General features: G+C 58.3%; 14 protein-coding genes. 8 read left to right on the top strand and 6 right to left on the bottom strand.

Annotated elements, in window-relative coordinates; translation table 11 throughout:
• Positions 1–53 precede the first annotated feature (53 nt).
• Positions 54–257 (top strand): putative selenium delivery protein YdfZ, encoded by a 204-nt coding sequence (ydfZ, locus tag CSK29544_RS15100; RefSeq protein ID WP_007867949.1) that lies wholly within the window; start codon positions 54–56, stop codon positions 255–257.
• Positions 258–460: 203 nt separating this feature from the next.
• Here the strand turns inward: ydfZ and CSK29544_RS15095 are convergent, their stop codons facing one another.
• The 4 genes from CSK29544_RS15095 to CSK29544_RS15080 form a co-directional block, all read right to left on the bottom strand.
• Positions 461–1,927, bottom strand: coding sequence for a mannitol dehydrogenase family protein (locus CSK29544_RS15095; RefSeq protein ID WP_029039121.1), 1,467 nt, complete (start codon positions 1,925–1,927; stop codon positions 461–463).
• Positions 1,928–2,092: 165 nt separating this feature from the next.
• Positions 2,093–3,370: an MFS transporter gene (locus CSK29544_RS15090; protein ID WP_007901437.1), complete on the bottom strand. Its 1,278-nt coding sequence runs from the start codon at positions 3,368–3,370 to the stop codon at positions 2,093–2,095.
• Between the two features lie 58 nt (positions 3,371–3,428).
• Positions 3,429–4,643 carry a D-mannonate dehydratase ManD gene (gene manD, locus CSK29544_RS15085; protein ID WP_004387246.1) on the bottom strand — a complete coding sequence of 405 codons (1,215 nt, stop codon included), beginning with the start codon at positions 4,641–4,643 and terminating at the stop codon, positions 3,429–3,431.
• 155 nt (positions 4,644–4,798) lie between these two features.
• Entirely contained in the window at positions 4,799–5,125 is a 327-nt protein-coding gene (locus CSK29544_RS15080) for a YnfA family protein (RefSeq protein WP_004387245.1), read from the bottom strand.
• A 115-nt stretch (positions 5,126–5,240) separates the two neighbouring features.
• Between CSK29544_RS15080 and CSK29544_RS15075 the strand changes: the two genes are divergently transcribed.
• Both CSK29544_RS15075 and speG read left to right on the top strand, forming a co-directional pair.
• Positions 5,241–5,570, top strand: coding sequence for a DUF1283 family protein (locus tag CSK29544_RS15075; protein ID WP_004387244.1), 330 nt, complete (start codon positions 5,241–5,243; stop codon positions 5,568–5,570).
• A gap of 66 nt (positions 5,571–5,636) precedes the next feature.
• On the top strand, positions 5,637–6,197 hold the full coding sequence (speG, locus tag CSK29544_RS15070) for a spermidine N1-acetyltransferase (protein ID WP_004387243.1): 561 nt from the start codon (positions 5,637–5,639) through the stop codon (positions 6,195–6,197).
• Between the two features lie 52 nt (positions 6,198–6,249).
• Here the strand turns inward: speG and CSK29544_RS15065 are convergent, their stop codons facing one another.
• Positions 6,250–6,957, bottom strand: a complete 708-nt coding sequence (locus tag CSK29544_RS15065; protein ID WP_007901440.1) for a YnfC family lipoprotein — start codon at positions 6,955–6,957, stop codon at positions 6,250–6,252.
• Between the two features lie 116 nt (positions 6,958–7,073).
• Here CSK29544_RS15065 and CSK29544_RS15060 point away from each other — a divergent pair, with 116 nt between their 5' ends.
• The 5 genes from CSK29544_RS15060 (at position 7,074) to dmsD (ending at position 12,217) form a co-directional block, all read left to right on the top strand.
• Entirely contained in the window at positions 7,074–7,370 is a 297-nt protein-coding gene (locus CSK29544_RS15060) for a DUF1161 domain-containing protein (RefSeq protein WP_007867972.1), read from the top strand.
• A gap of 280 nt (positions 7,371–7,650) precedes the next feature.
• The gene (gene dmsA / locus CSK29544_RS15055) at positions 7,651–10,086 is read left to right on the top strand and encodes a dimethylsulfoxide reductase subunit A (protein ID WP_007901444.1); all 2,436 of its coding nucleotides are present in this window, start codon (positions 7,651–7,653) and stop codon (positions 10,084–10,086) included.
• 9 nt (positions 10,087–10,095) lie between these two features.
• The gene (locus tag CSK29544_RS15050) at positions 10,096–10,713 is read left to right on the top strand and encodes a DMSO/selenate family reductase complex B subunit (protein WP_007867979.1); all 618 of its coding nucleotides are present in this window, start codon (positions 10,096–10,098) and stop codon (positions 10,711–10,713) included.
• A gap of 1 nt (position 10,714) precedes the next feature.
• Positions 10,715–11,563 carry a DmsC/YnfH family molybdoenzyme membrane anchor subunit gene (locus tag CSK29544_RS15045; protein ID WP_029039122.1) on the top strand — a complete coding sequence of 283 codons (849 nt, stop codon included), beginning with the start codon at positions 10,715–10,717 and terminating at the stop codon, positions 11,561–11,563.
• 45 nt (positions 11,564–11,608) lie between these two features.
• Positions 11,609–12,217 (top strand): Tat proofreading chaperone DmsD, encoded by a 609-nt coding sequence (gene dmsD / locus CSK29544_RS15040; protein ID WP_007901451.1) that lies wholly within the window; start codon positions 11,609–11,611, stop codon positions 12,215–12,217.
• Here the strand turns inward: dmsD and CSK29544_RS15035 are convergent.
• The gene (locus tag CSK29544_RS15035; protein WP_004387237.1) at positions 12,214–12,549 is read right to left on the bottom strand and encodes a GlpM family protein; all 336 of its coding nucleotides are present in this window, start codon (positions 12,547–12,549) and stop codon (positions 12,214–12,216) included. The two genes, dmsD and CSK29544_RS15035, sit on opposite strands and share 4 nt — an antisense overlap.
• Positions 12,550–12,859 lie beyond the last annotated feature (310 nt).

The raw sequence follows: 12,859 nt of genomic DNA, 5'->3' as shown, positions 1-12,859 counted from the left end.
TTTAAAATGGGGCTCGTCTGGATCATTCCCAACTATTCAGAGGAGATATCACCATGATGACCTACGATCGCAACCGTAACGCGATTACCACAGGCAGCCGTGTCATGATCAGCACCACCGGGCAGACCGGCGTGATTAAAGCGATTCACGGCGACGGCATGACGCCGGAACAAATTCGCCGTGGCCGTACCGTCGAAGTGGAAGGTTGCGAAGGGAAATTCGAGCCGGTCGAGTTGATTCGTTTGGGTATGCATTAATAGTTCGGGCGGGTGTTGTTGAACGGCGGGTGCAAGACTGGTGAACGGCGGGTGCGCTCCGCTTACCCGCCCTACAACGCGTTAAGGTTCACTGATGGCGGGTGCGCTGCGCTTACCCGCCCTACAAATAACAAACTCGATGGGTTTTCGTAGGGTGGGTAAGCGCAGCGCACCCACCAGTACCCACCACCTTTAATAACCCGTCAACACCCCGCTTTCATATACTGCGCCACGGTCGCTCTGGCACCGTTATCAAGAAGAAGCTGATACGCCTGCGTCACCTGCGCCACAAACTCTGTTCGCGCCGGAAGATCGTCGCCAAAGATCTCCCGAATGCTAAGCAACGCTTTTACCCGCGCGTCACCCTCTTCGCTGGTGCGAACGGCCTCCTGAATCACGTTTAACAGCGGATCGCACACCTCAATCGCCTTCCCCTGCTCGTCCACGCCGCTCACGTAGCGCATCCAGCCCGCCACGCCGAGCGTCAACAGCGGCGCCGCGCTGTTGTGCGCCTGATGCCAGCGCAGCGAATCGAGCCAGCGCTGCGGCAGTTTCTGGCTACCGTCCATTGCAATTTGCCAGGTGCGGTGGCGCAGCGCCGGATTGCTGTAGCGCTCAATCAGCCGATCCGCGTAACGCGCCAGGTCAACGCCCTGCACGCGGAGCGTCGGTGCCTGTTCGTTAAGCATCAACGCCTGCGCGGCGCGGCGATAATTCGTATCTTCCATGCAGTCGTTGATGTGCTGATACCCCGCCAGATAACCGAGATACGCCAGAAACGAGTGGCTGCCGTTAAGCATACGCAGCTTCATCTCCTCAAACGGCACCACATCGCGTACCAGCTGCGCCCCCGCGTTTTCCCACGCCGGACGGCCCGCCACAAAATTATCTTCAATCACCCACTGGCGGAACGGTTCACAGGCCACCCCCGCCGGGTCACGCACGCCGGTCAGCTGCGCGATTTTATCGAGCGTTTCCGGCGTCACCGCTGGCACAATCCGGTCCACCATCGTGGACGGAAAAGTCACGTTCTCTTCAATCCATGCCGCCAGTTCGGTATTTACGGCGCGGGCGAACGCCATTACAACGTTACGGGCTACATGCCCGTTTTCCGGCATATTGTCGCAGGACATCACGCTGAACCCCGCAAGCCCGGCGGCTTTGCGGCGCGCCAGCGCCTCCACAATCACCCCAACGGCGGATGACGGCGTTTCAGGATGCGCGAGATCGGCGGCGATAAGCGGATGATCCAGTATCAGCTCGCCCGTCGCGGGGGAATGGCAGTAGCCTTTTTCCGTAATGGTGAGCGAGACAATCGCCACCTGCGGCTCACACAGCGCGGCGAAGACGGCCTCCAGGCCATCCACCTGCGCATGCAGCGCCTGTTTCACCACGCCCACCACGCGGGCGTGCCAGGCGTCGGCGGACATCTCCGCCACGGTATAGAGATTATCCTGACGGCGAATATCGGCGATCTGCTGCTCGCCGCCAATCAGGTTAATTTCACAATAGCCCCAGTCACTGCCGTGCTCTGCGGCAAGAATATCGGCGTAAACGCCCTGGTGCGCGCGGTGAAACGCGCCAAAACCCAGATGCACAATACGGGCGACCAGCGCGTCGCGGTGATAGGTCGGGAGAATGGCGTGGGCGTGAAGCAGCGTATTTTCCATGGTCGTGACTCGTTTGATAAATAAAGAAATTTGTATAAAGCCTACGCTTCACACCGGTACGCTTTATGATTTACGACAGCTTTTGATAACTACATTAACTAGAATGGTAGTAAAGCGTGATTTTTATCACGCTTTACGTTTTGCCGGAGAAAATCAGGGGAACGATCAGACGGTAACAGGCTTCGCGGCCAGGTTATCCGCCACGCGCGCTTTGACGAACGTCCAGAGGATAATCGCGCCGACGATATCCATCAGGCTCAGAATAATAAAGAACGGGTTGTAGCCGACGGTGTTGACCAGACCGCCCATAATAAGCGTGCAGATGAAAATCCCGGTCCAGCCCGCGGTACCGGCGAAACCGCTGACGGTAGACGTTTCATTGCGCCGGAAGAGATCGGTCGCCATCGTAATCACCTGGGTGGAGAGCATCTGGTGGGCGAAGGCGCAGACGGAAACCAGCGCTATCGCCACATAGGCGCTCTCCACAAACCCCACCAGCGAGAGCGGCAGCATCAGCACAGCGCCGGTGCTGAACCCGATACGCCGCGCGTTAATGGTCGAGATATTCCAGCGCTTCATCATGAAGTTATTGAGAAAGCCGCCCGCCATGCCGCCGAAATCCGCCGCCAGAAACGGCAGCCAGGCAAACAGCGCGATATCTTTAAGCGGCATATGCCGCACCGTCATCAGGTAGACCGGCAGCCAGAAGTTAATCGTGCCCCAGGCAGGGTCAGCCAGAAAGCGCGGCAGCGCGATGCCCCAGAAGTTACGCTGGCGCAGGATCTGCATCACCGACGGTTTGCTGCCGTCGGCTTCCAGGTGCTTCTCCTGCCCCTCTTCGATGAGCCGCGCCTCTTCCGTGCTGAGCGCCCGATGGCGCGCGGGGGATTCATAGCCAAACCACCAGATAACGGCAAAGACAAGCCCGAGCGCGCCGGTGATGACAAACGCCATTTCCCAGTTGTAAGCCATGATGGCCCACACTACGAGCGGCGGCGCCAGCATCGCGCCAATCGACGTGCCGATATTCGCCACACCGCCTGCGATGCCGCGCTCTTTCGCCGGAAACCATTCGGAGTTGCACTTCACCCCCGCCGGGATCGCCGAGGCTTCGCTAAGCCCCATCAGCCCGCGCAGGAAGGCCAGCCCGCCCCACGAGTTGCAGGCGGCATGGGCCATGTTGGTCACGGACCAGGCGATGATCATAATGAAAAAGCCGAGCTTTAAGCCCACCACGTCGATAAAGAATCCGCAGAGCGGCTGCGCAAGCGTATAGGCGAACTGAAAGGCGCTTAAAATCCAGGCGTATTGTTGCTCATTGATATGCAGTTCGGTGAACAGCGTCGGGGCCGAGACGCTGAGCGAGCTGCGCGCCAGCGCGTTGATAATCGTGCCCAGCGACACCAGGCCTATCATATACCAGCGTAAGTGTTTAATTTTCATAGGTAGGGTCCGGAGGTTTTTTATTATTGTCACCGCGGCACGCCGCGGTGATGCAGGGTTACCAGTTCCACAGCGTGCCGTCTTCAAGGCGGGCTACCGGCAGATACGCCGGATCGTAGGGGTATTTCGCCGCCAGCTTTTCATCAAATTCAATGCCGAGCCCCGGCTTCTCGCCCGGATGCATATAGCCGTTGTCGAACGACCAGCTGTGCGGGAAAACTTCCAGCATCTGCTCTGAATAGCCCATATATTCCTGCACGCCGAAATTCGGCACCCAGAGATCGAAATGCAGCGCGGCGGCGTGACAAATGGGTGAGAGATCCGACGGCCCGTGCGAACCGGTACGCACCTGATAAAGTGCGGCGAAATCGGCGATGCGGCGCATGCCGGTAATCCCGCCCGCGTGGGTCACCGTGGTGCGGATGTAGTCAATCAGTTGCTCTTCGATAAGCTGTTTGCAGTCCCAGATGCTGTTAAAGACTTCGCCGACCGCAACCGGCGTCACGGTATGCTGGCGGATAAGCCGGAAACAGGCCTGGTTTTCAGCAGGCGTCGGATCTTCCATCCAGAAGAGACGGTAATCCTCAATGCTTTTACCGAAACGCGCCGCCTCGATGGGTGTCAGACGGTGATGCATGTCGTGGAGCAGGTGTTCGTTAAAGCCAAATTTCTCGCGCACTGCCTCAAAGAGTTTTGGCGTGAAATCGAGATACTTTTCAGTAGACCAGAGCTGCTCTTCCGGCCACTGGCCTTTGGTGGCGGGTTCATACGCGAGCCCTTTGCCCTTCGCCATTCCGTAAGTGGTTTTCATGCCCGGCACGCCGCACTGCACGCGGATCGCCTTAAACCCCTGCTCTTTATGGCGCGCGTAATCCTCCAGCACGTCATCGATGGTGTGGCCGGTGGTGTGGCAGTACACCATTACGCCGTCGCGCGACGCGCCGCCAAGCAACTGATACAGCGGCATTCCGGCGGCTTTGGCTTTGATATCCCACAGCGCCGTGTCGATGGCGGAAATCGCCGACATCGTTACCGGGCCGCGCCGCCAGTACGCGCCTTTGTAGAAAAACTGCCAGATATCCTCGATGCGCTGCGCGTCGCGCCCTACCAGCTGTGGGCAGAGGTGATCGCGCAGATAACTGGCGACGGACAGCTCGCGCCCGTTAAGCGTGGCGTCGCCAAGCCCCGTCAGGCCATCATCGGTGGTGATTTTAAGCGTCACGAAGTTGCGCCCCGGGCAGGTGACAAACACTTCCGCTTTACTGATCTTCATGCATCCTTCCTTTTGTGTAACAACGATGCGTAATTTGTACGCATTACGCTCAACTAACTTAACTACCATACAAATTGATTTGGCGGAAAAATGCGCGACGCTTCACAAAGCGTGAAGCGCGGTTACCAGAAAAGTCAGGTGAAATCAGAAGCGCGTCAGGCGCGGCCCCAGCCGGCGACGATAATCAACATGCCGCACAGCGCGACCGCCGCCCCTGCCCAGTCGTAGAGACTCAGGCGTACGCCGTCGACGACGCGCAGCCAGATAAGCGCGGTCATCACATAGACGCCGCCATAAGCGGCATACACCCGCCCGCTCGCCGCAGGGTGTAGCGTGAGCAACCAGACGAACAGCATCAGCGACAGCGCCGCTGGCAGCAGTAAAAGCACGCTCGCCCCTTTGCGCAGCCACAGCCACGGCAGAAAACAGCCAATAATTTCCGCAAGCGCGGTGGCAAAAAACAGCAAAGTGGTTTTAATCATATTGAGACTCATTGAGGTAATATCGGCAATCGCTGCCGCTGTGCGCAAATCGCGCACGATGATATAGTAAAGCGTGTCGGCTTCACGACAAGAACCGCTTCTTAAGGATATCGCTATGAACAAATTCCTTCGCCACTCACTGCTGCTGGCGTTGCTGACCGGCGCGCTGTCAGGCGTCGCTAACGCGCAAACCGATAAACTGATTATTGAGTCTGGCGATAACGCGCGGACCCGCCAGGATGCCGCGATGGATAAAGAGCAATGGAATGACACCCGTTCTTTACGCCAGAAAGTGAACAAGCGTACCGAAAAAGAGTGGGATAAAGCAGATGTCGCGTTCGACGCCAAAGACAACTGCGAGAAAAGCGCGAATCTGAACGCCTACTGGGAGCCCAACACCCTGCGTTGTCTTGACCGCCGCACCGGCCGCGTCATTAATCCGTAAACCCTCTTTGTATCACGGCTCCCGCACAGCGGGGGCCGGTATTTCCCGCGCATAAAAGGATGAACGATGTCAGACTACGTTGATGTCAAACTGCGCCCGCTGGAACGTGAAGATTTGCGTTTCGTCCACCAGCTCGACAATAACGCCAGCGTCATGCGCTACTGGTTCGAAGAGCCTTATGAAGCGTTCGTCGAACTCTCCGATCTCTACGATAAACATATCCACGACCAGAGCGAACGCCGCTTTGTGGTGGAGTGTGACGGCGATAAAGCAGGCCTGGTGGAGCTGGTGGAGATTAACCATGTCCACCGCCGCGCTGAATTTCAGATAATCATTTCACCGGAGCATCAGGGCAAAGGCCTCGCCAGCCGTGCGGCAAAACTGGCGATGGATTACGGCTTTACGGTGCTGAATCTCTATAAGCTCTATCTGATCGTCGATAAAGAGAACGCCAAAGCGATTCATATTTACCGCAAGCTCGGCTTTATGGTTGAAGGCGAACTTATCCATGAATTCTTTATTAATGGCGAGTACCGCAACACCATCCGCATGTGTATTTTCCAGCATCAGTACCTGACGAACCTCAAACCCGCCGGGACGACGCTGCTGAAACCCACCGCGCAGTAATATTTAAGCGCAGGATTGCCTGCGCTTTTCTCACCTTCGTGTTAACAGCCTGTCAGTAATAATTGATTTCGTTCTGAATGGTGAATTTATGCAGCACGGGCGGCGTCGCGCTGGCGTCGGTGATTTCCAGTACGCAGCTTGACGGGTTGAGATGGCGGTCATATTCGCAGCTCTGTTTCGCCGTATCGATCACTTTACTGTTAAGCGTTGTCACCGAGGTGTAGTCATGTTTTTTACGCGTATCGCTCGGCGTCGCGACGGTCGACAGTTCAGCGTCTTTGGTTTTGCTGGTTTTGCCGAGCGGATAGCCTTCATCATCGTAGCGGTAGGTGGTTGATACTTCGGACGTGTGCCCTTTCACAACAAATTCACGATCGTTGGTTTCATAGACCATGCCCACCGCCGGCAGCTCGGCCAGCTGGCATTTGCCCTGTAAACGGATACGCTTTTCGCGGCTTATCGCGTCGAGATAGTAATTAGCGTCCAGCACCAGCGCCAGATGGCTGTTACTCGGTTTGTCGGAATAATTCAGCGTCTCGAAGCACCCTTCTTGCGAGAGGGTGCCGTTAACTTCCGTCTCCACCTCGCCGCTGTCGTTAATCAGCTTCTGAGTGAAGTTTTTTACCGGGCCGCGTAGCGGATCGAAATTAAACTCGCTTGAGAAACTGGCCATCTCCGGGCTGAACGGCGCGAGCGCGTCCGGCTTATCGCAGCCGGTCAGCACAAGCGTTACCATCATTACCGTCACGTAGTTTTTCACGTCTTTATTATCCTTCTGCGGCCTCGCCAAAAGCGGCATGATATCTGAAAAGTCAGTGATATATATAACAACTGCTATGCTTACTACATCTGTTTTACGTCAATAAGGAGCCGTTAATGAAAAAACGTTACTGGGCAGGCGCCCTCCTGCTGGCTGCGACATTACCGGTCAGCGCCGCGCAAAACTCCTGTGAACGGGTTAAAGCCGATATTGAACAGCGCATCATTAATAATGGCGTACCGGAAACCGGATTTACGTTAACTATCGTTCCTAATGACCAGGCTGACCAGCCGGATGCGCAGGTGGTCGGACATTGCGCGAACGATACGCAGAAAATTCTCTACACCCGTACTCAAAGCGGCAACGCCAGCGGCGGCGGAACGTCGCAGGGCGCGGCCAGCGAACCGCAATAACCGCACACGGGGCTTCGGCCCCTTTTTTATTTCCCGCCTTCCATACGCCACATCTATTGACCCTCGTTAACGTTTTCTACTCCGTTATGAGTAAAACTCTTCCCTGCGCTAATCGTTAGCCATCTACTTTTCTGCAATCCGGTTTCATCGTCGCACCTGTCGCCACCTGTCTCTTGCCTTTCTGGCGTCGCCTGAAACGCGGGCAAGCAGGCCGACCATAAAAACAAAACCACAATCAGAAAACACATTGCGTCTCTTTTGCGGAGACAAGGAGTGAGTAATGTCAAATACCGATAATCCGGTCGGGATCAGCCGCCGCACGCTGGTGAAATCCACCGCGCTTGGCGGTCTGGCGCTCGCGGCAGGCGGCATCTCCCTGCCCTTCGGGGTCAGACAGGTGGCCGCCGCCGTCGGGCAGGCCATCAGCGCGCCGGACGAGCGCGTCGTCTGGAGCGCCTGTACCGTCAACTGCGGCAGCCGCTGCCCATTGCGTATGCATGTGGTGAATGGCGAAATCCGCTATGTCGAAACCGATAACACGGGCGGCGATGACTACGACGGGCTGCACCAGGTGCGCGCCTGCCTGCGTGGCCGCTCCATGCGACGACGCGTCTACAACCCGGACCGCCTGAAATACCCGATGAAGCGCGTCGGCAAACGCGGCGAAGGCAAATTTGTGCGCATCAGTTGGGATGAGGCGCTGGACACCATCGCCCAGGGCATGAAGCGCATCATCAGCGACTACGGTAACGAGGCGATTTACCTTAACTACGGCACCGGCACGCTCGGCGGCACCATGACCCGCTCCTGGCCGCCGGGGAAAACGCTGCTTGCCCGGCTGATGAACTGCTGCGGCGGCTATCTTAACCATTACGGCGACTACTCCAGCGCGCAGATCGCAGCCGGCCTTAGTTACACCTATGGCGGCTGGGCCGACGGCAACAGCCCGTCTGATATTGAAAACAGCAAGCTGGTGGTGCTGTTTGGCAATAACCCCGGCGAAACCCGCATGAGCGGCGGCGGCGTGACGTATTACCTTGAGCAGGCGCGCGTGAAATCGCAGGCGCGAATGATAGTCATCGATCCGCGCTATACCGACACGACCGCCGGACGCGAGGATGAGTGGATCCCGATCCGCCCCGGCACCGACGCCGCGCTGGCGTCCGCGATCGCCTGGGTGTTGATCACTGAAAACTATGTCGATCAGCCTTTCCTGGATAATTACTGCGTTGGCTATGACGAGAAAACGCTGCCGCCCGGCGCGCCAGCGAACGGCCACTATAAGGCGTATATTCTCGGCGACGGGCCGGATGGCACCGCCAAAACGCCCGCCTGGGCCGCCCCCATCACCGGCATTCCCGAAGCACGCATTATCAAACTCGCCCGTGAAATCGGCGAGGCGAAACCAGCGTTTATCGCGCAGGGCTGGGGGCCGCAACGCCATTCCAATGGCGAGCTGGCCTGCCGCGCGATAGCGATGCTCCCCATCCTTACGGGGAACGTCGGCATTCACGGCGGCAACAGTGGCGCGCGCGAAGGCTCGTTTTCACTCCCTTTCGAACGGATGCCGACGCTTCAAAACCCGGTTGAGACCAGCATCTCGATGTTCACCTGGACCGACGCCATCGAGCGCGGCCCGTCGATGATCGCCACCGCCGACGGCGTGCGCGGCAAAGAGAAGCTCGACGTGCCGATTAAGATGATCTGGAACTACGCCGGTAACTGTCTTATCAACCAGCACTCGCAGATCAACCGCACCCATGAAATTTTGCAGGATGACAAAAAGTGCGAGCTGATTGTGGTGATCGACTGCCATATGACCGCCTCGGCGCGCTATGCCGATATCCTGCTGCCGGACTGCACCGCGTCGGAGCAGATGGATTTCGCGCTCGACGCCTCCTGCGGCAATATGGCCTACGTAATTTTCGCCGATCAGGCGATTGCGCCGCGCTTTGAGTGCCGCACTATCTATGACATTACCAGCGCGCTCGCCGTGCGCATGGGTGTTGGCGACACCTTCACCGAAGGCCGTACTCAGGAAGGCTGGCTGCGTCACCTTTACGCGCAGTCGCGGCGCGCGATCCCGGAACTGCCGGATTTCGACACGTTCCGCCAACAGGGGATCTTTAAGCTTCGTGATCCGCAGGGCCATCACGTCGCCTATCAGGCTTTCCGGGAAAACCCGGCTGCCAACCCGCTCGACACGCCCTCCGGTAAAATCGAGATCTACTCGTCGGCGCTTGCCGACATCGCCACGCACTGGCAGCTGCCGGAAGGCGATGTCATTCATCCGCTGCCGGTCTACAGCCCCGGTTTTGAACAAGTAAGCGACCCGCTGCGCGCGCAGTACCCGCTCCAGCTCACCGGTTTTCACTACAAATCCCGCACCCACTCGACTTACGGCAACGTGGACGTGTTACAGGCCGCGTGTCGCCAGCAAGTCTGGATAAACCCGCAGGATGCGCAGGCGCGCGGCATTAACGACGGCGACCTGGTGCGGGTCTGGAACGCGCGGGGTGAAGCGCGCATCGAGGCGAAAGTGACGCCGCGTATTATGCCGGGCGTCGTGGCGCTGGGCGGAGGCGCGTGGTACCAGCCTGATGCCGAAGGCGTCGATCACGCCGGCTCTATCAATGTGCTGACCACGCAACGGCCCTCGCCGCTGGCGAAAGGCAATCCGTCGCACAGCAATCTCGTTCAGCTTGCCAGGGTGTAAGGAGTTCCGATGACCACACAATACGGCTTTTATATCGATTCCAGCCGCTGCACCGGGTGTAAAACCTGCGAGCTGGCGTGCAAGGATTACAAAGATCTCACCCCTGACGTCAGCTTTCGCCGCATCTATGAATACGCGGGCGGCGACTGGCAGGAGGATAACGGCGTCTGGCATCAGAACGTCTTCGCTTATTACCTCTCAATAGCCTGTAACCACTGTGAAGATCCGGCCTGCACCAAAGTGTGCCCCAGCGGTGCGATGCACAAGCGCGAGGACGGCTTTGTGGTGGTGAATGAAGAGGTCTGCATTGGTTGTCGCTACTGCCATATGGCTTGTCCGTACGGCGCGCCGCAGTACAACGCCGCCAAAGGGCATATGACTAAATGCGACGGCTGCTATGAACGCATCGCTGAGGGCAAAAAACCGATTTGCGTCGAATCCTGCCCGCTGCGCGCGCTGGATATGGCGCCGATTGACGAACTGCGTAAAAAGTACGGTTCGCTGGCGCAGGTCGCGCCGCTGCCCGCCGCGCATTTTACCCGCCCGAATATTGTGATTAAACCCAATGCAAACAGCCGCCCGACCGGTGACACCACCGGCAAACTGGCGAATCCGAAGGAGGTCTGAAATGGGAAGCGGATGGCATGAATGGCCGCTGGTGCTATTCACCGTGCTCGGCCAGTGCGTGGTGGGCGGGCTTATCGTCACCGGGCTGGCGTGGTTTACAGGCCTTAAGGATGAACGCCCGCGCATGGTGCGCGCCATGTTTTTACTCTGGGTGCTGATGGGCATCGCCTTTCTCGCCTCGGTGATGCATCTCGGCTCGCCGCTGCGCGCGTTTAATTCACTGAACCGCCTCGGGCACTCACCGCTCAGTAATGAAATCGCCAGCGGATCGCTCTTTTTCGCGGTCGGTGGGCTGTGGTGGCTGGTGGCGGTGCTCGGGAAAATGCCCGACGCGCTCGGGAAAATCTGGCTTATCGTGGCGATGGCGCTCGGCGTGCTGTTTATCTTCGCGATGACCCGCGTTTATCAGATAAACACCGTGCCGACCTGGCATAACGGCTATACCACGCTCGGCTTTTTCCTGACGGCGTTTCTCGGCGGGCCGCTGCTCGGCGCGCTTCTGCTCGCCGTCGCGGGCGTCGCGGGCCCGCGGGAGTTCGCGATGGTAAGCGTATTCGCACTGGTGATAAGCGTCGCGGCGGCGCTGATGCAGAGCGCGGGCCTTGCGGGCATTCACAGCTCCGTACAACAGGCGAGCGCCCTGCTGCCGGATTACGGCTTCTGGCAGGCGTGGCGCATGGTATTGCTGGCGCTCGGCATCGGCTGTTGGCTCTGCCCGCTGGTGCGCCGCGTTCCGCCGCGCCCGTGGGGGCTGGCGGCAGGGTTTGCGCTGGTACTGGCAGGCGAACTTATCGGTCGCGGCCTCTTTTATGGGCTGCACATGACGGTCGGTATGGCCGTTGCGGGGTAATCTCCGGGCGGCGACGCCGCCCGGCTTTTTCAGGACAGTGACGCAGTGAAAGAAAAATTAACGGATATCGCCTGTTGCGCCCGCATTCTGGGCGCGCTCTTTTATTACTCGCCCGAGGCGCCCGAAGCGCGCGCCATTGTGGACGCGCTGCGTGTGCCGGGCTGGGAACGCGAATGGCCCTGCGGGTTTGATAGCGCGCGCGTGGCCGGGTTTTACACGCTGAACAGCGGGAACGAAACGCTGGCGCAGGCGTGGCAGCGGCTCTTTATCGGCCCGCACGCGCTGCCCGCGCCGCCGTGGGGATCGGTCTGGCTCGATCGCGAGTCGGTGCTGTTTGGCGACTCCACGCTTGCGCTGCAGGGGTGGCTGCGTGACAACGCCATCGCCTTTGAAACGCCGCTAAATGAACCCGCGGATTATATCGGTCTGCTGTTGCTGCTGGCGGCCTGGCTTGCGGAACAGGGAAAAACCCGCGAGCTCGATGAGTTGCTGGCCTGGCATCTGCTGCCCTTCGCGCCGCGCTTTCTGGAGGTGTTCTGCGCGCAGGCGCAACATCCGTTTTACGAGGCGCTGGGCGAGCTGACTCGTGCGACGCTTACCCACTGGCGCAGCGGGCTGCTGATGCCGGTTTCACAAAAAACGCTTTACCGTTAGTGAAAGCGGCTCCAGAGCGCAATCAGCAGCCAGGCGCTCAGGCACCAGCAGGCGACCGCGCCGCCGAGCGCCAGCGGCACTTTAACCATGCCGCTTAGCACCCACAACGAGGCCAGATAGACAAAATAAGGAATGATGGCCCACATACCGAAAATCACCGTGGTGCGCAGCGCCTCCACGCCGCGCCCGGTGACGACTATATAGTGGGCAATCAGCGCAAACGTCGGAAAAAGCGGGATAAGCCCTGCGATATAGTAATTTTTGGTTTTCGACAGCATGCCTATTAGCACCACTACCGCCGCGCCGAGCAGCGCTTTAATCAACAGCCCCATCGTTTTACGTTCCACTTTCTGGTTTCAGTTTTTTCTGACGCTATCATAACTGCGCGTCTTGCCGGGATTTTTTCGCTATAGATGCCCGTTTTGTTACGGCGTCACTTCCCCCGCCTGCCTTTTAAGATAATTCTCTGTCGCGCCCGCGAAGCGAGGCGGGATAAGGGAAAATCGTTAATTGCCCGGGTAAATCATTCGCCAGATAAATGTCACGTAATGTGGAATCCTTCCCGCCCGGTTGCTATAGCTCAATACACCCTGCCGACACACGGCATAACAACAGGCGAGCCTCATCGCCATAAAACGTGCA

The organism is Cronobacter sakazakii, from assembly GCF_000982825.1.
GTDB classification, from domain to species: Bacteria; Pseudomonadota; Gammaproteobacteria; order Enterobacterales; family Enterobacteriaceae; genus Cronobacter; species Cronobacter sakazakii.
Note: the sequence above shows the minus strand (reverse complement) of the source record. Positions and strands in the feature narration are given on the sequence as shown.